The organism is Pseudomonas sp. PDM28 (genome assembly GCF_019219115.1).
In the GTDB taxonomy this organism is placed as follows: Bacteria; Pseudomonadota; Gammaproteobacteria; order Pseudomonadales; family Pseudomonadaceae; genus Aquipseudomonas; species Aquipseudomonas laurylsulfatiphila.
In genome coordinates this window covers 87,745-105,734 of record NZ_JAHUWG010000003.1, presented here as the reverse complement: position 1 = coordinate 105,734, position 17,990 = coordinate 87,745, and the positions used below count along the sequence as shown (strand labels likewise).

24 protein-coding genes, 1 tRNA gene and 1 pseudogene are annotated in these 17,990 nt (G+C 56.2%); 18 read left to right on the top strand and 8 right to left on the bottom strand.

All coding sequences use genetic code 11. The annotated features are described in order from the left end of the window. The first annotated feature begins 87 nt into the window (after positions 1–87). From rbsK to KW841_RS06895, 3 genes are all read left to right on the top strand, one after another. Positions 88–1,005 (top strand): ribokinase, encoded by a 918-nt coding sequence (gene rbsK / locus KW841_RS06905; protein ID WP_218474796.1) that lies wholly within the window; start codon positions 88–90, stop codon positions 1,003–1,005. Next, the gene (gene rbsD / locus KW841_RS06900; protein WP_218474793.1) at positions 1,002–1,406 is read left to right on the top strand and encodes a D-ribose pyranase; all 405 of its coding nucleotides are present in this window, start codon (positions 1,002–1,004) and stop codon (positions 1,404–1,406) included. Before rbsK ends, rbsD begins: the two co-directional genes overlap by 4 nt. A 64-nt stretch (positions 1,407–1,470) precedes the next feature. Then, complete coding sequence (locus tag KW841_RS06895) at positions 1,471–2,478, top strand: nucleoside hydrolase (protein WP_218475458.1); 1,008 nt, start codon at positions 1,471–1,473, stop codon at positions 2,476–2,478. 33 nt (positions 2,479–2,511) lie between these two features. Here KW841_RS06895 and KW841_RS06890 read toward each other — a convergent pair whose 3' ends face one another. Continuing rightward, entirely contained in the window at positions 2,512–2,724 is a 213-nt protein-coding gene (locus KW841_RS06890) for a hypothetical protein (protein ID WP_218474791.1), read from the bottom strand. Between the two features lie 134 nt (positions 2,725–2,858). Here KW841_RS06890 and KW841_RS06885 point away from each other — a divergent pair, with 134 nt between their 5' ends. Together KW841_RS06885 and KW841_RS06880 are read left to right on the top strand one after the other, a co-directional pair. Further along, positions 2,859–3,164 (top strand): hypothetical protein, encoded by a 306-nt coding sequence (locus KW841_RS06885; RefSeq protein WP_007975706.1) that lies wholly within the window; start codon positions 2,859–2,861, stop codon positions 3,162–3,164. 169 nt (positions 3,165–3,333) lie between these two features. Next, positions 3,334–3,654: an I78 family peptidase inhibitor gene (locus tag KW841_RS06880; RefSeq protein ID WP_102699308.1), complete on the top strand. Its 321-nt coding sequence runs from the start codon at positions 3,334–3,336 to the stop codon at positions 3,652–3,654. A gap of 70 nt (positions 3,655–3,724) precedes the next feature. On the opposite strand, the gene KW841_RS06875 is transcribed toward KW841_RS06880, so the two are convergent. Continuing rightward, complete coding sequence (locus KW841_RS06875; RefSeq protein ID WP_003179963.1) at positions 3,725–3,937, bottom strand: cold-shock protein; 213 nt, start codon at positions 3,935–3,937, stop codon at positions 3,725–3,727. Between the two features lie 292 nt (positions 3,938–4,229). Then, entirely contained in the window at positions 4,230–4,529 is a 300-nt protein-coding gene (locus KW841_RS06870; RefSeq protein ID WP_007975709.1) for a hypothetical protein, read from the bottom strand. 384 nt (positions 4,530–4,913) lie between these two features. On the opposite strand from KW841_RS06870, the gene thrS reads away from it, so the two are divergent. The 9 genes from thrS to KW841_RS06825 all read left to right on the top strand — a co-directional run bounded on the left by thrS (position 4,914) and on the right by KW841_RS06825 (position 12,367). Next, complete coding sequence (thrS, locus tag KW841_RS06865; protein WP_007975710.1) at positions 4,914–6,836, top strand: threonine--tRNA ligase; 1,923 nt, start codon at positions 4,914–4,916, stop codon at positions 6,834–6,836. Further along, on the top strand, positions 6,836–7,387 hold the full coding sequence (infC, locus tag KW841_RS06860; protein ID WP_172435703.1) for a translation initiation factor IF-3: 552 nt from the start codon (positions 6,836–6,838) through the stop codon (positions 7,385–7,387). Before thrS ends, infC begins: the two co-directional genes overlap by 1 nt. 60 nt (positions 7,388–7,447) lie before the next feature. After that, entirely contained in the window at positions 7,448–7,642 is a 195-nt protein-coding gene (gene rpmI / locus KW841_RS06855) for a 50S ribosomal protein L35 (RefSeq protein WP_002553160.1), read from the top strand. 28 nt (positions 7,643–7,670) lie between these two features. After that, positions 7,671–8,027 (top strand): 50S ribosomal protein L20, encoded by a 357-nt coding sequence (gene rplT / locus KW841_RS06850; protein ID WP_007905879.1) that lies wholly within the window; start codon positions 7,671–7,673, stop codon positions 8,025–8,027. A 109-nt stretch (positions 8,028–8,136) separates the two neighbouring features. Next, positions 8,137–9,153 (top strand): phenylalanine--tRNA ligase subunit alpha, encoded by a 1,017-nt coding sequence (gene pheS / locus KW841_RS06845; RefSeq protein ID WP_007975711.1) that lies wholly within the window; start codon positions 8,137–8,139, stop codon positions 9,151–9,153. 26 nt (positions 9,154–9,179) lie between these two features. Next, on the top strand, positions 9,180–11,558 hold the full coding sequence (gene pheT, locus KW841_RS06840; protein WP_218474789.1) for a phenylalanine--tRNA ligase subunit beta: 2,379 nt from the start codon (positions 9,180–9,182) through the stop codon (positions 11,556–11,558). A gap of 3 nt (positions 11,559–11,561) precedes the next feature. Then, the gene (ihfA, locus tag KW841_RS06835; RefSeq protein WP_002553164.1) at positions 11,562–11,864 is read left to right on the top strand and encodes an integration host factor subunit alpha; all 303 of its coding nucleotides are present in this window, start codon (positions 11,562–11,564) and stop codon (positions 11,862–11,864) included. Next, entirely contained in the window at positions 11,845–12,201 is a 357-nt protein-coding gene (locus KW841_RS06830; RefSeq protein ID WP_003179985.1) for a MerR family transcriptional regulator, read from the top strand. The genes ihfA and KW841_RS06830 overlap by 20 nt, the downstream gene beginning before the upstream one ends. An 89-nt stretch (positions 12,202–12,290) precedes the next feature. Continuing rightward, positions 12,291–12,367 (top strand) — tRNA-Pro (locus KW841_RS06825). 89 nt (positions 12,368–12,456) lie between these two features. Here KW841_RS06825 and KW841_RS06820 read toward each other — a convergent pair. From KW841_RS06820 to KW841_RS06810, 3 genes and pseudogenes are all read right to left on the bottom strand, one after another. After that, positions 12,457–13,570 (bottom strand): annotated as a pseudogene (locus KW841_RS06820) (phage integrase Arm DNA-binding domain-containing protein). Then, positions 13,570–13,782: a hypothetical protein gene (locus KW841_RS06815; RefSeq protein WP_126050555.1), complete on the bottom strand. Its 213-nt coding sequence runs from the start codon at positions 13,780–13,782 to the stop codon at positions 13,570–13,572. The pseudogene KW841_RS06820 and the gene KW841_RS06815 overlap by 1 nt, the downstream one beginning before the upstream one ends. Positions 13,783–14,135: 353 nt before the next feature. Beyond that, entirely contained in the window at positions 14,136–14,312 is a 177-nt protein-coding gene (locus KW841_RS06810) for a hypothetical protein (protein WP_218474787.1), read from the bottom strand. A 106-nt stretch (positions 14,313–14,418) separates the two neighbouring features. Between KW841_RS06810 and KW841_RS06805 the strand changes: the two genes are divergently transcribed. The 4 genes from KW841_RS06805 to KW841_RS06790 all read left to right on the top strand — a co-directional run bounded on the left by KW841_RS06805 (position 14,419) and on the right by KW841_RS06790 (position 17,099). Continuing rightward, positions 14,419–14,820: a hypothetical protein gene (locus tag KW841_RS06805; protein WP_218474785.1), complete on the top strand. Its 402-nt coding sequence runs from the start codon at positions 14,419–14,421 to the stop codon at positions 14,818–14,820. 42 nt (positions 14,821–14,862) lie between these two features. Continuing rightward, entirely contained in the window at positions 14,863–15,768 is a 906-nt protein-coding gene (locus tag KW841_RS06800) for an HNH endonuclease (protein WP_218474782.1), read from the top strand. A gap of 604 nt (positions 15,769–16,372) precedes the next feature. Further along, positions 16,373–16,753 carry a DUF6864 domain-containing function gene (locus KW841_RS06795; RefSeq protein ID WP_218474780.1) on the top strand — a complete coding sequence of 127 codons (381 nt, stop codon included), beginning with the start codon at positions 16,373–16,375 and terminating at the stop codon, positions 16,751–16,753. Then, positions 16,746–17,099, top strand: a complete 354-nt coding sequence (locus KW841_RS06790; protein WP_218474777.1) for a hypothetical protein — start codon at positions 16,746–16,748, stop codon at positions 17,097–17,099. The genes KW841_RS06795 and KW841_RS06790 overlap by 8 nt, the downstream gene beginning before the upstream one ends. 149 nt (positions 17,100–17,248) lie before the next feature. Here the strand turns inward: KW841_RS06790 and KW841_RS06785 are convergent, their stop codons facing one another. Then, positions 17,249–17,710 (bottom strand): hypothetical protein, encoded by a 462-nt coding sequence (locus tag KW841_RS06785; RefSeq protein ID WP_218474774.1) that lies wholly within the window; start codon positions 17,708–17,710, stop codon positions 17,249–17,251. Continuing rightward, positions 17,707–17,979 (bottom strand): hypothetical protein, encoded by a 273-nt coding sequence (locus KW841_RS06780; RefSeq protein ID WP_218474771.1) that lies wholly within the window; start codon positions 17,977–17,979, stop codon positions 17,707–17,709. The genes KW841_RS06785 and KW841_RS06780 overlap by 4 nt, the downstream gene beginning before the upstream one ends. Between the last annotated feature and the right edge of the window lie 11 nt (positions 17,980–17,990).

The window sequence follows — 17,990 nt, the reverse complement described above, 5'->3', positions numbered from 1 at the left end:
TGAGAGTCGTTGAAACAGAGAGCCGTTGAAAACAGAAAGCCGCTGACCCAACAGCGCCGCCGAAACAGAATCGATGAGTAGCAATGTATGCCAGCAAAAGTAGTGGTAATAGGCAGTTTGAACATGGACCTGGTGACCCGGGCGCCGCGCTTGCCCAAGGGCGGTGAAACGCTGATAGGCCAGTCGTTTGCCACCGTCTCCGGCGGCAAGGGCGCCAATCAGGCCGTGGCGGCGGCGCGGCTCGGAGCCCAGGTGTCGATGATCGGTTGTGTGGGCAATGACGCCTATGGTGAGGCACTGCGCGGGGCGCTGTTGGCCGAGCAGATCGATTGCCAGGCGGTGAGTACCATTGACGGTTCCAGCGGCGTGGCGTTGATCGTGGTCGACGACAGCAGTCAGAACACCATCGTGATCGTTCCCGGTGCCAACGGTGCGCTGACCGCTGAAGCCATTGACCGTTTTGATTCGGTGATACAGGTGGCGGACGTGCTCATCTGCCAGCTGGAAGTGCCCGATGCCTCCGTTGGTCATGCGCTTAAACGCGGCCGCGAGCTGGGCAAGACGGTCATCCTCAACCCGGCGCCGGCCAGCCGTCCGTTGCCATCGCACTGGTACGGGTCTATCGATTACCTGATTCCCAACGAGAGCGAAGCGTCGGCCTTGAGCGGAGTGACTGTGGACTCCCTGGAGAGTGCGCAAGCCGCGGCAACCCGGCTGATTGCCCTGGGCGCCGGCAAGGTGATCATCACCCTCGGCGCGCAAGGTTCGCTGTTTGCCGATGGCCAGCGCTTCGAGCATTTCCCCGCGCCGGTCGTAAAGGCTGTCGACACCACGGCGGCGGGCGATACGTTCGTCGGTGGTTTCGCTGCGGCGTTGGCTGCGGGGCAGGATGAAGTGCAGGCGATCCGCTTCGGTCAGGTGGCTGCGGCGCTGTCGGTCACCCGTGCCGGCGCGCAACCGTCGATTCCCGCCTTGAGCGATGTACAGGCGTTTAAAACTCCATGAAAAAGACTCCCTTGCTCAACATCGCTTTGTCACGGCTGATCGCCTCATTGGGGCATGGCGACATGGTCGTCATCGGTGACGCCGGTCTGCCGGTTCCACCTGGCGTTGAATTGATCGACCTGGCCTTGACCCAGGGCATTCCGGATTTTGTCAGCACCCTGAAGGTGGTGCTCAGTGAGATGCAGGTCGAAAGCCATGTGCTGGCTCAGGAGATTTTCGATAAGAAACCGTTGGCCCTGATCGCACTGGATGAACTGAACGGCGAAGGCGCACTGGGGCGGCGTGAGGTGCTCAGCCATGAACAATTCAAGGCCCTGAACCGGCAGGCGAGGGCGATTGTTCGTACAGGCGAGTGCCAGCCGTACTGCAATATTGTGCTGGTCGCTGGCGTAACATTCTGACTGGCTGTCCGTGCTTTGATTTCCCTGGTGCAAGGAGCGCGCCACGTATCGCTATGCTAGGAAACTGCTTCCACTGCTCCGGAGTCTGCTGCTTTTGTCCCTGATTACCGCAACAAACGCCCCGGCGGCACAAAAAATCGACTTGATCATCGACACCGATCCCGGCGCTGATGATGTCGTCGCCTTGTTGTTCGCCCTGGCGTCGCCGGACGAGCTGAATGTTCGAGCGCTGACCACCGTTGCCGGCAACGTTCGCCTGGACAAGACCTCGCGCAATGCGCGACTGGCCCGGGAGTGGGCGGGGCGCGAAGAGGTGCCGGTCTATGCGGGCGCGCCGAAGCCCCTGATGCGCACACCTATCTATGCCGAGGACATTCATGGCAAGGAAGGGTTGTCCGGCATTGCCGTGCATGAGCCCAAACAAGGCCTGGCCAAGGGCAGTGCCATCGCTTATCTGATCGACACCCTGAAGTCCGCCGAGCCCCACAGCATTACCATCGCCATGCTTGGCCCGCAGACCAACCTGGCCCTGGCGCTGATCCAGGCGCCGGGTATCGTCCAGGGCATCAAGGAGGTGGTGGTCATGGGCGGTGCGCACTTCAACGGCGGCAACATCACGCCGGTGGCAGAATTCAACCTGTTCGCCGATCCGCAAGCCGCCGAAGTGGTGCTCAAGAGTGGCGTGAAGCTGACTTACCTGCCGCTGGATGTGACCCACAAAATCCTGACCAGCGAAGCGCGTCTGCAACAGATTGCGGCACTGAACAACAATGCCAGCCGTTTGGTGGGCGACATTCTCAATGAATACATCAAAGGCGACATGGAGCACTACGGCATTTCGGGTGGCCCGGTGCATGACGCCACGGTGGTTGCTTACCTGCTCAAGCCGCAATTGTTCAGCGGCCGCTCGGTCAACGTGGTGGTCGACAGCCGCGAGGGACCGACTTTCGGGCAAACCATCGTTGACTGGTATGATGGCTTGAAAGCGCCGAAGAATGCGTTCTGGGTTGAAAACGGCGATGCCCAGGGCTTCTTCGATCTGCTGACCGAGCGTCTGGCCCGTCTGAAATAAGCTGCATGCCCCGCAGGTGCCTGCCTGCGGGGTTCACTCCCGCCCGCTGGCAGCGTCGGACTTCTGGTCCGACAGATGCTTCTCGAAAATCTGTTCGATGAACGATTGGGCGGCTTCGGTTCCCAGGTCCCTGACCAGTAGGTCGATACCGATAATGGCAAGCTCTTCCGTACTGCTTGGACTGTAGGAGCTGTGGCCGTCTTGCCACTTGGCCTTGATGTCGGCGTCGATGCTTACGGTGGTCATGATGGCACTCGTGAAGTCGGGGGGAAGTCTGAGTGCCGAGTTAACCATTTTGCGAGGCTTTTGACACGTCGACTTAGGCATGAAAAGAGGGCTGTGCGACACTTGGTCTCTGTCGAATTTTCAAGGAGCACGCTGTGCAGATCGATTTGAACTCCCCGGATGGCTTGACCCTCGAAGCGGTGCGTCAGCTACTGGCCGGCGCCAGTGACGATGAGCACACCCAGTTGCGGGTCACCAAGGGAGGTATTGCCTATATCTCCTCGGGTGTCGTGGGCGGTACCGATATCGACGGGTTGTTGTTCCGGCTCGAAACCTGGGCCAAGGGCTCCGGTTATGTCGGACGGGTCGCGGCCAGCGATGAAGTCTGGGTCATGCAGATCTTCAATGCCTTGAAAGAGAACTGGCCCAATCCGCCTTACGACTACATCGACGTCTATTGAGCGTTGTTCATATTCAGTCACGATTCAGTGATTAAGGGCAGAGCGGCGCTCAGGCAGAATCGCGGCTCGTCCGGATTGCGGGCAGGGTGCTGGAACTGCTTGCCTGTGAAACCAAACGCCAGTCTGGTGGTCGCACGATCTCAGCTTAATCATTGAATAAGGAGGCTTCATGCCTTGGAAGCTCGCGTCATTGGGTACTTTGCTGGCCGTTGCCACGCTGGCCGGTTGCAGCACTGCCTCTACGGAGTCGGCAAACGCGGATGTGGCGACGACTGACACGGGTCACAGCCGCTGTGAAGCGAAGGCTGCCGAGTTCACCATCGGCAAACAGGCATCGCCGCAACTGCTTGAGCAGGCACGTACCCGCGCAGGGGCGCAAAGCGCGCGGTTCCTGCTGCCGACCGATATGGTGACGCTGGAGTACCGTTCCGATCGCCTGAACCTGAACACCGATGCCGCCAGGGTGGTCACCCGGGTCAACTGCGGCTGATTCCCAGGCTTTTGTTTCACCCATAAAAAACCCCGTCACATGGACGGGGTTTTTTTAGTGCGCCTGGAAATTACTCTGGGCGAACTTGAGCAGCTTGCATACCCTTTTGGCCTTTCTCAGCCACGAAGGAAACAGTCTGGCCTTCTTTCAGGCTTTTGAAACCGTCGCTTTCGATAGCTTTGAAGTGTACGAACAGGTCGTCACCGCCACCTTGAGGAGTGATGAAGCCGAAGCCTTTTTCATCGTTGAACCATTTAACGGTGCCGGTTTGGCGATTAGACATGGTGTATCTCCAAGAAACATATATTTTCAGTAGTACTGTGCTGCTCAGGCCAACTGGGCACACCCGAGTATCATAGTCGAAATGTTCGGTTTGGGACCCCCCCAGACGCGCTGTTTGCTTTCATATTGCACGTCTTTCACCACCAGGAATGGCTGTGAGCCCCGGTTTCAGGGGGTTTGCGCTGCAAAACAGGGGAGTAAAAAAACCCGTAAAAGCTGCGTAAATTATGTGAATCAGCCGATATTTGGCTGTTTTAGGCCCCCGGATCCCTCAAAAAACGTCCTGTGCAACGCTATTTCTGGACTCGGCACACCGAGATTTCTTTCAGTGCGCGCTGGCTCAATTCAGGGCCGGCTGGATTGTTCTTGTCCATCAACTGCGCGATCTCCTGGGTGGTGAATTTCTTCTCGAGAACGTCGGCGCCGCACGAGCAGTGCTTCTTCGCTTCGGCCGGGTTGACAGTTTGGCTGGCAGCTTTTGTGCAATCGCTCATGTACTGGGCTTTCACACCATTTGGCCAGGCAGCGTGTGCGCTCAGTGGCAGCAACAGGGCAAGCGGGGCGGCAAAGGCAAAAAGACGGATAAGGCGCATGACAGGAACTCCTTGGGGGTCGATATCTGTGGCGATTCTCAGTCAGTTTGAGGCATCTCGTATATCTCAAGTTCACTCTGCGCCATAAAAGGGAGGAAATTTTCACCGTCTGATTGCGTGCAGGCCGATAACCGTTCATCTGTGCTAGCATGCCCCGCTCGGGCGTTTGCAGGCTCCGACGGACCTTCAGTCCCGGTGGCGGCAGATGTGCGATTAACCCTGATTTGAATCCCAGTCACTCTGGTTCGGTTTTCCGGTTGGCCGCAAGGCTCCTGCCGCTGTAAGGCAGGCGTTCGTCATTGAATGGCCTGGACCGGATCTTGTACTGGCTCATCCCAACCCACGTGACCTTTGGTAGGGGTCACCACTAGGAGAGGAGGCGCCATGCCAACTATTACTCTTCCCGACGGCAGTCAACGTTCATTCGATCACCCGGTTTCCGTTGCCGAGGTCGCCGCATCCATCGGTGCAGGCCTGGCCAAGGCCACCGTTGCGGGCAAGGTCGATGGCAAGCTGGTCGACGCCAGCGACATCATCGACAGCGACGCGTCGCTGCAAATCATCACGCCAAAGGATGAAGAGGGGCTGGAGATCATTCGCCACTCTTGCGCCCACCTGGTTGGCCACGCGGTCAAGCAGTTGTACCCGACCGCCAAAATGGTCATCGGGCCGGTCATCGACGAAGGTTTCTATTACGACATCGCCTTCGAGCGTCCTTTCACTCCGGACGACCTGGCGGCCATCGAACAGCGCATGCAGCAGCTGATCGAGAAAGATTACGACGTGATCAAGAAAGTCACTCCGCGCGCCGAAGTGATCGAAGTGTTCAAGGCTCGTGGCGAAGACTACAAGTTGCGCCTGGTCGAGGACATGCCGAACGAACAGGCCATGGGCCTGTATTACCACGAAGAATACGTCGACATGTGCCGCGGTCCGCACGTGCCGAACACCCGCTTCCTGAAATCTTTCAAGCTGACCAAGCTGTCCGGCGCCTACTGGCGTGGCGATGCCAAGAACGAGCAATTGCAGCGCGTCTACGGCACCGCATGGGCGGACAAGAAGCAACTGGCGGCTTACATCCAGCGCATCGAAGAAGCCGAAAAACGCGACCACCGCAAGATCGGCAAGCGCCTGGGCCTGTTCCACACCCAGGAAGAGTCGCCGGGCATGGTGTTCTGGCACCCGAACGGCTGGACTCTGTACCAGGTGCTCGAGCAATACATGCGCAAGGTTCAGCGCGACAACGGCTATCTCGAAATCAAGACGCCGCAAGTGGTCGACCGCAGCCTGTGGGAGAAATCCGGGCACTGGGCCAACTACGCCGACAACATGTTCACCACCCAGTCGGAAAATCGCGACTACGCGATCAAGCCAATGAACTGCCCTTGCCACGTGCAGGTGTTCAACCAGGGCCTGAAGAGCTACCGCGAGCTGCCGATGCGCCTGGCCGAGTTCGGTGCATGCCACCGTAACGAGCCATCGGGTGCCTTGCACGGCATCATGCGCGTGCGCGCATTCACCCAGGACGACGCCCACATCTTCTGCACCGAAGAGCAGATGCAGGCCGAGTCCGCCGCGTTCATCAAGCTGACCATGGACGTCTACGCTGATTTCGGCTTTAAAGATGTCGAGATGAAGCTGTCCACTCGTCCGGAAAAACGCGTCGGTTCCGACGAACTTTGGGATCGCGCCGAAGCTGCACTGGCCGCAGCCCTTGACAGCGCGGGCCTGCCGTACGATCTGCAGCCGGGCGAGGGTGCGTTCTACGGTCCGAAGATCGAGTTCTCGCTGAAAGATTGCCTCGGTCGCGTCTGGCAATGTGGTACCCTGCAGCTCGATTTTAACCTGCCTGTGCGTCTGGGAGCCGAATACGTCTCCGAAGACAACAGCCGCAAGCACCCGGTGATGTTGCACCGGGCGATCCTGGGGTCCTTCGAGCGGTTCGTCGGAATCCTGATCGAGCATTACGAGGGCGCGTTCCCTGCGTGGCTGGCTCCGACCCAGGCAGTGGTGATGAATATCACTGATAAACAGGCTGATTTTGCCGCCGAAGTGGAAAAAACTCTCAACGAAAGCGGGTTTCGTGCCAAGTCTGACTTGAGAAATGAAAAGATCGGCTTTAAAATCCGCGAGCATACTTTGCTCAAGGTTCCTTATCTCTTGGTTATCGGAGATCGGGAGGTCGAGATGCAGACTGTCGCTGTGCGTACTCGTGAAGGTGCTGACCTGGGCTCGATGCCCGTCGCCCAGTTCGCTGAGTTCCTCGCCCAAGCGGTTTCCCGGCGTGGTCGCCAAGATTCGGAGTAATTATTATTAAGCGTGAAATGAGACAAGATAAACGAACTGCACCGAAAGCCCCGATCAACGAGAATATCTCGGCACGCGAGGTTCGGTTAATTGGGGCTGAAGGTGAACAGCTCGGGATTGTGTCAATCGAAGACGCGCTTCTTAAGGCTGAAGAGGCCAAGCTGGATCTGGTGGAGATTTCCGCCGATGCAGTACCACCTGTTTGCAAACTGATGGACTACGGCAAATCGATCTTCGAAAAGAAGAAGCAGATTGCTGCGGCCAAGAAAAACCAGAAGCAGATTCAGGTTAAAGAAATCAAGTTTCGTCCAGGGACGGAGGAAGGGGATTACCAGGTAAAACTGCGCAACCTGGTACGTTTCCTGAGTGACGGGGACAGGGCCAAGGTATCCTTGCGATTCCGCGGCCGTGAGATGGCCCACCAGGAGCTGGGGATGGAACTCCTCAAGCGAGTTGAAGGTGACTTGCTCGAGTACGGTTCGGTCGAACAGCATCCTAAGATGGAAGGACGCCAGCTGATCATGGTCATCGCCCCGAAAAAGAAGAAGTAATCAACAGGGCACGGCAGGCCTTCTGATTATGTTTATCAACTGAATGCGGAGTATCCGAACATGCCAAAAATGAAGACCAAAAGTGGTGCTGCTAAGCGGTTTCTGAAAACTGCTAACGGTATCAAGCACAAGCACGCTTTCAAGAGCCACATCCTGACCAAAATGTCGACCAAGCGTAAGCGTCAACTGCGCGGTAGCAGCTTGCTGCATCCGTCTGACGTGGCAAAAGTCGAGCGCATGCTGCGCCTTCGTTAATTTTAGTCAAGAATAGAGGAAGTAACTCATGGCTCGTGTAAAGCGTGGCGTCATTGCCCGTAAGCGTCACAAAAAAATTCTGAAACTTGCTAAAGGCTACTACGGCGCACGCTCCCGCGTATTCCGTGTTGCCAAGCAAGCGGTAATCAAGGCAGGCCAATACGCCTACCGTGACCGTCGTCAGAAAAAACGTCAGTTCCGCGCTCTGTGGATCGCTCGTATCAACGCTGGTGCTCGTATCAACGGTCTGTCCTACAGCCGTTTCATCGCCGGCCTGAAAAAAGCGTCCATCGAGATCGACCGTAAGGTTCTGGCTGATCTGGCAGTGAACGAAAAAGCGGCGTTTGCTGCGATTGTCGAGAAAGCTAAAGCCACCTTGGCTTAAGTACCCCCGACAGTCACCCGGCCTCGCATCTGTGGGGCCAGGTGTTAAACGTCATAAATAGGGGAAGAGCCTTCAAGCTCTTCCCCTATTTTGTATCTGGAGTCTGTACATGGAAAACCTGGATGCGCTCGTCTCTCAAGCACTAGAGGCTGTGCAAAGCGCTGAAGATATCAATGCCCTGGAGCAAATCCGGGTTCACTACCTTGGCAAGAAGGGTGAATTGACTCAGGTGATGAAGACCCTGGGGAATTTGCCGGCAGAAGAGCGTCCGCAGGTCGGTGCGCTGATCAACGTTGCCAAGGAGCGTGTCACAGAGGTCCTTAATGCGCGCAAGGCATTGTTTGAAGAAGCCGATCTGGCTGCCAAACTCTCTGCCGAGTCCATTGACGTGACCCTGCCTGGCCGTGGTCAGACCTCCGGTGGTCTGCATCCGGTTACCCGCACTCTGGAACGCGTCGAACAGTTCTTCACCCGTATCGGCTACGGCATCGCCGAAGGCCCTGAGGTCGAAGACGACTATCACAACTTCGAAGCACTCAACATCCCAGGCCATCACCCGGCCCGGTCGATGCATGACACCTTCTATTTCAATGCGAACATGCTGTTGCGCACCCATACCTCGCCGGTACAGGTCCGCACCATGGAGTCCAAGCAGCCGCCGATCCGCATCGTCTGCCCAGGCCGCGTATACCGCAGCGACTCCGATATCACCCACTCGCCGATGTTCCACCAGGTCGAAGGCCTGCTGATCGATCGCGACATCAATTTCGCCGACCTCAAAGGCACCATCGAAGAGTTCCTGCGGGTGTTCTTCGAAAAGGAACTGGCGGTGCGTTTCCGTCCTTCTTACTTCCCGTTCACCGAGCCATCTGCTGAAGTCGACATGGAATGCGTGATGTGCAGCGGTAAAGGCTGCCGCGTCTGCAAGCAGACCGGCTGGCTGGAAGTGATGGGCTGCGGCATGGTTCACCCGAACGTGCTGCGCATGTCCGGTATCGACCCGGAAGAGTTCTCGGGCTTTGCCTTCGGCATGGGCGTTGAGCGTCTGGCCATGCTGCGTTACGGCGTGAACGACTTGCGTCTGTTCTTCGACAACGACTTGCGGTTCCTCGCGCAATTTCGCTAGTCGTAACGAATTCTTAGGAGAGCAGGATGAAATTCAGTGAACAATGGCTGCGTGGCTGGGTTAGCCCGCAGGTAAGTCGCGACGAGCTGGTTGCTCGTCTGTCGATGGCTGGTCTTGAGGTCGATAGCGTTACGCCGGCCGCCGGTGTTTTCAGTGGCGTGGTGGTTGGCGAGGTGCTGAGCACCGAGCAGCACCCGGACGCCGACAAGTTGCGCGTGTGCCAGGTCAGCAACGGTTCGGAAACCTTCCAGGTGGTTTGCGGTGCGCCCAACGTGCGCCCGGGCCTGAAGATTCCTTTCGCCATGATCGGCGCCGAGTTGCCAGGTGACTTCAAGATCAAGAAGGCCAAGCTGCGTGGCGTTGAATCCAACGGCATGCTGTGCTCGCAATCCGAGCTGCAGGTCGGTGAAGGTAACGACGGTCTGATGGAACTGCCGGCCGATGCGCCGGTGGGCGAAGATTTCCGCGTTTACCTGGACCTGGAAGACGCCAGCATCGAGGTCGACCTGACCCCGAACCGTGGCGACTGCCTGTCCCTGGCCGGCCTGGCGCGTGAAGTGGGGGCTTTGTACGCCGCTCCGGTCAGCCGTCCAGTAGTGGCTTCGGTGCCTGCCGCCCACGACGAAGTGCGTTCGGTAGAAGTGCTGGCACCTGCCGCGTGCCCGCGTTATCTGGGTCGTGTGATCCGTAACGTCGACCTGTCCAAGCCTACGCCGCTGTGGATGGTAGAGCGCCTGCGTCGTGCCGACGTGCGCAGCATCGATGCTGCCGTCGACATCACCAACTACGTGATGCTGGAGCTGGGTCAGCCACTGCACGCCTTCGATCTCGCCGAAATCAACGGCGGCATCCGTGTGCGCATGGCCGAAGACGGCGAGAAGCTGGTGCTGCTCGACGGTCAGGAAGTCAGCCTGCGCAGCGATACGCTGGTGATCGCCGACCACTCCCGCGCACTGGCAATCGCCGGCGTCATGGGTGGCGAGCACAGCGGTGTGTCCGCGACCACCCGTGATGTGTTCCTGGAAAGCGCCTTCTTCGACCAGATCGCCGTAGCAGGCAAGGCCCGTTCCTATGGCCTGCACACCGATGCATCCCATCGCTATGAGCGTGGCGTGGACTGGCAACTGGCCCGCGAGGCCATGGAGCGCGCGACTGGCCTGCTGCTGGAAATCACCGGCGGTGAAGCGGGTCCGATCATCGAGACCGTCAGCGAACAGCACCTGCCGAAAATTGCTCCGGTCACCCTGCGTGCCCAGCGCATTACCCAGATGCTGGGTATGGAAATGGATTCGGCTGAAGTGGAGCGTCTGCTCAATGCCTTGGGCCTTGCCATTACTGCCGACGGGGCAGGGCAGTGGCGCGTAGAAGTGCCAAGCCATCGCTTCGATATCAGTCTGGAAGTCGACCTGATCGAAGAGCTGGCACGCCTGTACGGCTACAACCGTCTGCCGGTTCGTTATCCGCAAGCGCGTCTGGCGCCGCAAGCCAAGGCCGAAGCCCGTAGCGACCTACCTGAACTGCGCCGCCTGCTGGTTGCCCGTGGATATCAGGAAGCAATTACCTACAGCTTCATCGATCCGAAACAGTTCGAACTGTTTAATCCGGGTGTTGAGCCGTTGCTGCTCGCCAATCCGATCTCCAATGACATGGCCGCCATGCGTTCGTCGTTGTGGCCGGGTCTGGTCAAGGCGCTTCAGCACAACCTGAACCGTCAGCAGGATCGCGTACGCCTGTTCGAAAGCGGTCTGCGTTTTGTCGGTCAGCTCGAAGGTTTGAAGCAAGAGCCGATGCTCGCCGGTGTGGTTTGCGGCAGTCGCTTGCCGGAAGGCTGGGCGCAGGGTCGCGATACCGTTGACTTCTTTGACGTCAAGGCTGACGTGGAAGCGGTGCTGGGCTTCGCCGGTGCCCTGGATTCGTTCACTTTCGTGCCAGGCAAGCACCCGGCATTGCACCCGGGCCAAACCGCACGCATCGAACGCGATGGTCGTCTGGTCGGCTTCATTGGCGCGATCCACCCCGAATTGTCGAAAACCCTCGGTCTCGACCGTCCGGTCTTCGTCTTCGAGCTGGTTCTGGCGGAAGTCGCGTCGGGCAAAATGCCGAAATTCCACGAGTTATCGCGCTTTCCTGAAGTGCGTCGTGACCTTGCACTGATTGCGCACAAAGACGTTGCAGCCACGGCTGTACTGGACGTAATCCGTGAAAATGCAGGCGAATGGCTGACAGACCTCAGGCTATTTGACGTGTATCAGGGTAAAGGCATTGATCCTGATAGAAAAAGCCTCGCAGTCGGCTTGACCTGGCAGCATCCATCGCGCACTCTTAATGACGATGAGGTGAATACCGCAACGCAAAACATCCTCACCTCGCTCGAACAAAGGTTGAACGCCACGTTAAGGAAGTGACGTATGGGGGCTCTGACGAAAGCTGAGATGGCGGAACGTCTGTATGAAGAGCTGGGCCTGAACAAACGGGAGGCCAAGGAATTGGTCGAACTGTTTTTTGAAGAAATCAGGCACGCTCTTGAAGACAACGAACAAGTCAAATTGTCCGGTTTCGGCAATTTCGACCTTCGGGACAAACGCCAGCGGCCTGGCCGCAATCCGAAAACGGGGGAAGAAATCCCGATCACGGCTCGCCGTGTGGTCACCTTTCGTCCAGGGCAGAAGTTGAAGGCCCGAGTTGAGGCTTATGCTGGAACCAAGTCATAACGACGAGCTCCCCGTCATCCCGGGCAAACGCTACTTCACCATTGGTGAAGTCAGCGAGCTGTGTGCGGTAAAACCACACGTGCTGCGCTACTGGGAGCAGGAGTTTCCTCAACTCAACCCGGTCAAACGCCGCGGAAACCGCCGGTATTATCAGCGCCAGGACGTGTTGATGATCCGGCAGATCCGCGCGCTTCTTTATGATCAGGGGTTCACCATCGGCGGAGCGCGCCTGCGTTTGTCCGGTGATGAAGCCAAAGACGACACCACCCAATACAAGCAAATGATCCGCCAGATGATCGCCGAGCTCGAAGATGTTCTGGTGGTACTCAAGAAATAAATTCTCGCTTTTAAATACTTCCAGTTTTCAAAAGCTTGCGATATATTCTTGAGCGTTCCTCGAGATGAGGAACGGGTAACACGCCTAGTCGGGGCGTAGCGCAGTCCGGTAGCGCACTAGCATGGGGTGCTAGGGGTCGAGTGTTCGAATCACTCCGTCCCGACCATTATTCCTGAGTAAAATCAGACACTTGAGCCGATCAACTAGATCGGCTTTTTTGTGCCTGCGCAAAACTGGCGCAAAACTGGCGCAAAACTACCCGGTGAATTCACTGATATTCAGGTCCGGAATCGCCTCTGACCACACGACATCTTCATGGTCACGCTGGTAGTTTTTGGTCATACCTTCGCTCGCATGGCCGGCAGATTTTCTGCCCATCCTTTCCGGCTTTCTTGTAGAGGTGCAGCGACAGCGCTCGCACTTCGTGGAAGCCCGGCATCTCTTCCTCCTTCCATCCCGCGTAGCAGTTCGCCGCCTCCCTGGCTTCCTTGAATGCTCGCGTCAAATACCTTTCCTCGACCTTGGTCCAGTGGTCCTTGGTCTGCGCCTGTTTCTGTTTCCGGCGTTCTGGCTTCCGGTGTACCAGGTACGGTGAAGCCGTGTCATCACGGCAGCGACTGATGATCGCCTGCAACTCGGGTGTCACTCGAAAGCGGATCCACGCCGCGTCAGTGGCCTTCGCTGTCTTCTTTTGGACCAGGTAGAGGAAACCCTCCCGAACACCGTCAAAGCGCATATCGAGGATGTCGGTTCGGCGTTGGGCGGTGATCAGGGCCAGGTCGATTGCATTTTGCAACCAGGCTGGCGCTTTTTCCCTAATCGCCTTCAAGCCCTCAACGGTGTGACGCTTGCGCTGCTTCTTTTCGATGCGATTGATGGTGCTGGCGGCCGGGTTGTCCGGGCACAGCCCTTTGGCAGCGGCATGGTTGAAAATATCGATCAGCAGGGCCCTGCACTGGTTCGCGGTGCGCGGGGTGAGTACGTCTAGCATCTCCGCGATCATGCGGATCGTAATCTGATCGACTGCTTTCCCTTCGAATTGCTTACGGAAGCGCCGAAAGTGCACGGCATACAAGCCCAGAGTTCCTTTTGCCAGCTCGCGCGGCGGCAAAACGTCGCGCTCGTAGGTATCGAGGAAGCCAGCGAATGATTCGGACGAACTACCCAGCACGGCGCCGATCAAGTCAGCACCGCGCATAAACTCCAGGTTCAACTGCTTCGCGGCGTCAATCGCCTTGATTCGGTCGGCGCCGAACTGAAACCACTTACCGTCGGTAGGCCGCCGGTAGCGATAAGTCGAGCGCCGCGAATCGAAGTACAGGTTCTGCGGGAGGCTCTTGTTCGCCTTGTTGCGCGGCCGTGGGACCATCATGCAGCTCCTTTCAATACCATCGCGACCAGGTCATTTCCTACCGACTTGCTAAACGCCGTCCAATCAACGTACCAAAGTTTCCCGATCTGCTCGCCGGGGACTATGCCGTTGCGGATGTGGTTGCGAATTGCCTGGGGGCATTGCGGGGTTCCGTTCTCGCCCCAGCGCCGGCGCTGAAACTCGCTGATCTTGATCAGTTCTTTTTTCATTGGATGCTCCATGCCGCGAGCGGCGGCAGAGGTTGGTGTTTGGAATTCAGATGAAGGGCGTGAGGCACGCTTTGAAGGTGAGCTACGGTTTATTGGTTCACCTCGCCAGTTGCGTACACGCTTTCTCCCCTGAGGTGACCGGCGGGGTGGACCCTTACTAGCGGCGCTGGAAGTCAGTGCAGCGGACCATCACGGTTTGAGCGTCCCGGGCGAGCGCTGGCATGGTGTTGAATGGCAGGTGGCTGCAATTGCGGTGGGCGTGGACGCAGGTGTGACACATGCCGCCTTTCGGTTGGTGTGTCATCACCGCGGCCCCTTGTAGCAGTACACGTAGGCGAACCAGGCGAGGGCGATCATGCCAAGGCCTCCCGAACTTCCGCTTCGGTGATGGTGTGCGGGGTGATGTCCTTGACCGTGAAGAAGTCCGGCTGGCAGTGCTTTCGCGCCCAGGTCTTGAGCGGCTTCAGCGCTGTATCGAGGTCAGCCGCGGCTTCAGCGTCAAGTTCCAGGTCCGGGTGAATTTTTGGCATGACTTCGTCCTTGCCGCTATAGCGGCTGACTTTGAAGGGGGAGGGGTTCTTTTTTTCTGGGATTCTGCGAAGATTTCGTTTGTTCTATCTCTAATAAGGATATTTCGTGATTAATAGTATTTTTAAGGTTCTGGCAGTTGGCGCTCTGTGTCTTTGGGTCGCGGCGTGTTCAACTGTTGACGGGCTTCAGCCTTCTGATAGAGGTGTGACCGTCGAGATTTCAAACAAAACTTATAATGAGGTTTGGAAGTCTTCGGTAAGTGCTATGAGTACAAATTTGGCAATTGTTGAAATCAATAAGAGTGCAGGTGTTATTAAATCTGAAGCACCTGCTGGTATGGCGACTTGGGGAGAGGTCATAGGATTGTTTGTTACTCCTATATCGAAGACGGCAGATACTTATACGATTCGGATTGTCAGCAAAAAGCGTTCGACGTATCAAATCACGGGCCAAGACTGGGCGCCGTCTATTGCTGCCCGAATTCAGGCAGATTTAGATTCGGAGTGATTCTCCATAATGCTTTGTACGAAGGTCGCTCATGGAGGCTAAATGGAATTTTATTGGGTAAATGTTAACGGTACCCACAAGGAAGTCCTGGAAGGAAATTTCCTTTGGGCTCCGCTTAGCTCCCCGCAGAGCAATGGTAAGAAGAGGACCTTAGTTCATTGGAACAATGTCGGAGCTGTGAAAAAGGGCGACGTCATCTTTTGCTGTAAAGACAAACAGATATACGCGATCGCTGTGGCAACCGCGGATGCCTTCGACGCCGAGAGACCGACTAACCGCTCCTTCAATACTTGGAGCGGGAGCGCCAACGGGCACCGCGTCGATATTGATCTTACACAGCTGGAACGGCCGATTCTGCGCGATGAGATAGCCGTAGCGTTCATGGATCAATTTGACAGTCAGACCAGTCCGTCTCTGTTCACCAAGGATGGCACCTTAACTCAGATCTACATGGCACACCTCCCTGTCCGCGCTGGCGTCTACTTGCTAGAAGCAAGCGGTCAGCTGGCAGATTTTGACAACCTGCTGATTACTAAGGGGGCGTCTGGTAAGAAGATCGACAAGACCACGCGAGAATCGATCGTGCAGTCGAGGGTGGGTCAGGGACAATTTCGAGCGTCGCTTCTAAACATCTGGCAAGGGCGCTGCGCTTTAACGGGTATTGAAAACCCGGAATTACTTGTCGCGTCACATATCGAAGCGTGGTGCCTGGCGGACAATGTGGCAAGACTTGATCCTGATAATGGCCTCCTTCTTGCTGCTCATGTCGATCGACTGTTTGATCGAGGTCTAATCTCCTTCGCAGACGACGGATCCCTATTAGTGAGCAGTAGGCTGAGTCAGCACGATCGGGCGGCATTCGGTCTTGATCAGTTTTCCGGGATTGCCAAGTTATCCGTTGGGAACCAAAAATATTTACTGAAACACCGCACTGACTTTGGATTCTAGAGTTCTCGATAGATCTTCATCCTGCGTTGCTCAGCTGCGGACGGGCTATTCAGCTGGCAATCAGCCCGTATCCAAATACAGGCAAGTCTGGAAGCTTTTTTCATGAGCCCGCTGAATCAGCGGATTTGAGTCGCTTCCGTTGTTGCAGAACAAAACGCGCATGGTTTTCTCCAGCCACGCACCGGACTCGTCGGCTGGCGTGATTAGTTGAAGTGGGGAGGCGCTATGCTGAGTTGAGACTTACAGGAGGGTGCTCAGATGGCCAAATGCAAGAAGTGTGATGAAGAGCTTCACTTCGAATTGGACGACACGAAGGATCAGATCGAGGTTGTGTGCCCGAAATGCGGTGCACGGCATGCGGCCCGGTGGATCGTTTCATCCCCGGCGATTCCTGGAGCGCAGTTCGAGGTGGTTCTATTGGATGAGTGAGGTCAGGCGCAGCGCTCCGTGACCGGATGCGACTGTGAGAAAAAGCTGCTAGGTAGAGCTGTAGTGCTGCCGCTGTCGGAGCAGCACCTATTGGCTATTTGGGTCTGCTCATCCATACTTGGTGATATTTATGCACTGATTATTAGCTGGTGTGTTTTATTTTTAGGGGTGTTGAATGGCTGGGCATGAGGTTTTTGTTGGCTCAAATGAAGTTTTGGCGTCTGGATCAGTTGTAGTTCCAAAGGATCAAAATACTGTTTCTATCAAGCTCCAAGATTTAACATTTAGGTTTGTATTTTTGTATGACGGCTCCACTCAAAAAATTAGCTACAGTGGTGGTGGGCAGCTGATGACGATTAATTTAACTAATCCACCTCAAATGAAGTGGGTCGGACGAACTCGAGACTTTCTGCCGGTCGGAACTTTGGGGGAAGATAAAATAGGACTGGCCTACTTCATTTATGCAGCGAAAAATTTAAGTCATATGGTTAAGTACACCATTGTGAAGCTGGATTCAGACTCGGTTTCTTTGGCTGAAGAGGTTGGGGATGAATGAGGGGGCGCCAGTTCAATCTTCAATAAATAAAATTGAAGTGGCTGAAACAACCGGAAAATTCGAAAAAAAGTCGGGTATCTTTAACTTTGGTTCTGCGCCCTTTGCGAATCTTATTGGTAAAGGAGATCAGGCTAAAGATTCGGTAGTCTGGTATCTAATTACTCGAATGGTAAGGCTATCGGCTTTCGTAATATTTACTCTATTTGCAGTGGATATATATTACAGTAAGGGGGAGAACTGTCTTGATATATTGAAAGAAACGTGGGGTGTATTTGCCCCGATCGTTACGCTGGCTATGGGTTACCTATTTGGGAAGAAGGAGCGTGAGAACTCCGAAGTTGAGTGATGTTACATGGCGCGCGCGAACACGACTGAATTTCATTGTAAACGCTGATGCAGTCCTACTTTGGCCATGGCCCGCCTCTTCAATTCTGTGGGGCGGTAGATCCAGCCATGTCTGTCGTCGGCGTTGGCGCACCTGATTGCTGATTTGTCTCATGCTGTTCTCTGCTGACTCCAGACACCCACCGCGTCGAACACCCGGGCGGCCTGTTCTTCAGTCAGCGAGATCTCGGCAGGAATGGCGATCCAGCCCGAAGCGATCCGATGATTTGGGTTGCTCTCGGCGACCAGGGCTTTGTAGGTGTCCTCGATCACGTCTTCGAGGTGAGCGGCCAGATAATTGCCCTGCGGGGCGACCTCGACCGATTTGCTATAGCGGTGGCCGTGCTGATCGCGACACTGGACGCTGACATAGATCGTCCAGCGATGGGCAAAGTCGCAAACTGCTTCGGCCATGCGTTGTCCTGGCGGGATGCTCTTGCAGCTCTTCCGGTTGAGCATCCCTTGGCGTCCGCTGGGGTCGATGTGGACCACCGCGACGTGATTGGCATTGAGCAGTGCCCGACTCGCTCGCTCTACCCGGGTACGCATGTTGTTGGGCTTTCGCTTTTTCATAGCGTCACCGCAATCTGGCGATTGGCCTTTACTTCAAACTGCATGGCGAGTTCGTGAGCGGCCTTGTAGTCGTCACGGAAGGCAAGAGTCTTGCCAGTGGTACGGTCTTTAATTTGGTACATGCCGATACTTTTCCCGTTGACTTGAAAACGCACCGGTTTGGATGGTTCTTGCCGATCAGGGCGTCCGCATAACACGAGTTGTGCAGCCTTGGTTTTTTGCAGTAGCACACCGTGTTCATCGGAGCGCTCTTTAAATGATAGATGCATGGCTGATCCCT

Excerpts from the sequence above, each read along its gene's own strand:
- rbsK (WP_218474796.1), top strand. The coding sequence starts at position 88 with ATGCCAGCAAAAGTAGTGGTAATAGGCAGTTTGAACATGGACCTGGTG.
- rbsD (WP_218474793.1), top strand. The coding sequence starts at position 1,002 with ATGAAAAAGACTCCCTTGCTCAACATCGCTTTGTCACGGCTGATCGCC.
- KW841_RS06890 (WP_218474791.1), bottom strand. The coding sequence starts at position 2,724 with ATGACCACCGTAAGCATCGACGCCGACATCAAGGCCAAGTGGCAAGAC.
- KW841_RS06880 (WP_102699308.1), top strand. The coding sequence starts at position 3,334 with ATGCCTTGGAAGCTCGCGTCATTGGGTACTTTGCTGGCCGTTGCCACG.
- KW841_RS06875 (WP_003179963.1), bottom strand. The coding sequence starts at position 3,937 with ATGTCTAATCGCCAAACCGGCACCGTTAAATGGTTCAACGATGAAAAA.
- KW841_RS06870 (WP_007975709.1), bottom strand. The coding sequence starts at position 4,529 with ATGCGCCTTATCCGTCTTTTTGCCTTTGCCGCCCCGCTTGCCCTGTTG.
- thrS (WP_007975710.1), top strand. The coding sequence starts at position 4,914 with ATGCCAACTATTACTCTTCCCGACGGCAGTCAACGTTCATTCGATCAC.
- rpmI (WP_002553160.1), top strand. The coding sequence starts at position 7,448 with ATGCCAAAAATGAAGACCAAAAGTGGTGCTGCTAAGCGGTTTCTGAAA.
- rplT (WP_007905879.1), top strand. The coding sequence starts at position 7,671 with ATGGCTCGTGTAAAGCGTGGCGTCATTGCCCGTAAGCGTCACAAAAAA.
- pheS (WP_007975711.1), top strand. The coding sequence starts at position 8,137 with ATGGAAAACCTGGATGCGCTCGTCTCTCAAGCACTAGAGGCTGTGCAA.
- pheT (WP_218474789.1), top strand. The coding sequence starts at position 9,180 with ATGAAATTCAGTGAACAATGGCTGCGTGGCTGGGTTAGCCCGCAGGTA.
- ihfA (WP_002553164.1), top strand. The coding sequence starts at position 11,562 with ATGGGGGCTCTGACGAAAGCTGAGATGGCGGAACGTCTGTATGAAGAG.
- KW841_RS06830 (WP_003179985.1), top strand. The coding sequence starts at position 11,845 with ATGCTGGAACCAAGTCATAACGACGAGCTCCCCGTCATCCCGGGCAAA.
- KW841_RS06815 (WP_126050555.1), bottom strand. The coding sequence starts at position 13,782 with ATGAAAAAAGAACTGATCAAGATCAGCGAGTTTCAGCGCCGGCGCTGG.
- KW841_RS06810 (WP_218474787.1), bottom strand. The coding sequence starts at position 14,312 with ATGCCAAAAATTCACCCGGACCTGGAACTTGACGCTGAAGCCGCGGCT.
- KW841_RS06800 (WP_218474782.1), top strand. The coding sequence starts at position 14,863 with ATGGAATTTTATTGGGTAAATGTTAACGGTACCCACAAGGAAGTCCTG.
- KW841_RS06795 (WP_218474780.1), top strand. The coding sequence starts at position 16,373 with ATGGCTGGGCATGAGGTTTTTGTTGGCTCAAATGAAGTTTTGGCGTCT.
- KW841_RS06790 (WP_218474777.1), top strand. The coding sequence starts at position 16,746 with ATGAATGAGGGGGCGCCAGTTCAATCTTCAATAAATAAAATTGAAGTG.
- KW841_RS06785 (WP_218474774.1), bottom strand. The coding sequence starts at position 17,710 with ATGAAAAAGCGAAAGCCCAACAACATGCGTACCCGGGTAGAGCGAGCG.
- KW841_RS06780 (WP_218474771.1), bottom strand. The coding sequence starts at position 17,979 with ATGCATCTATCATTTAAAGAGCGCTCCGATGAACACGGTGTGCTACTG.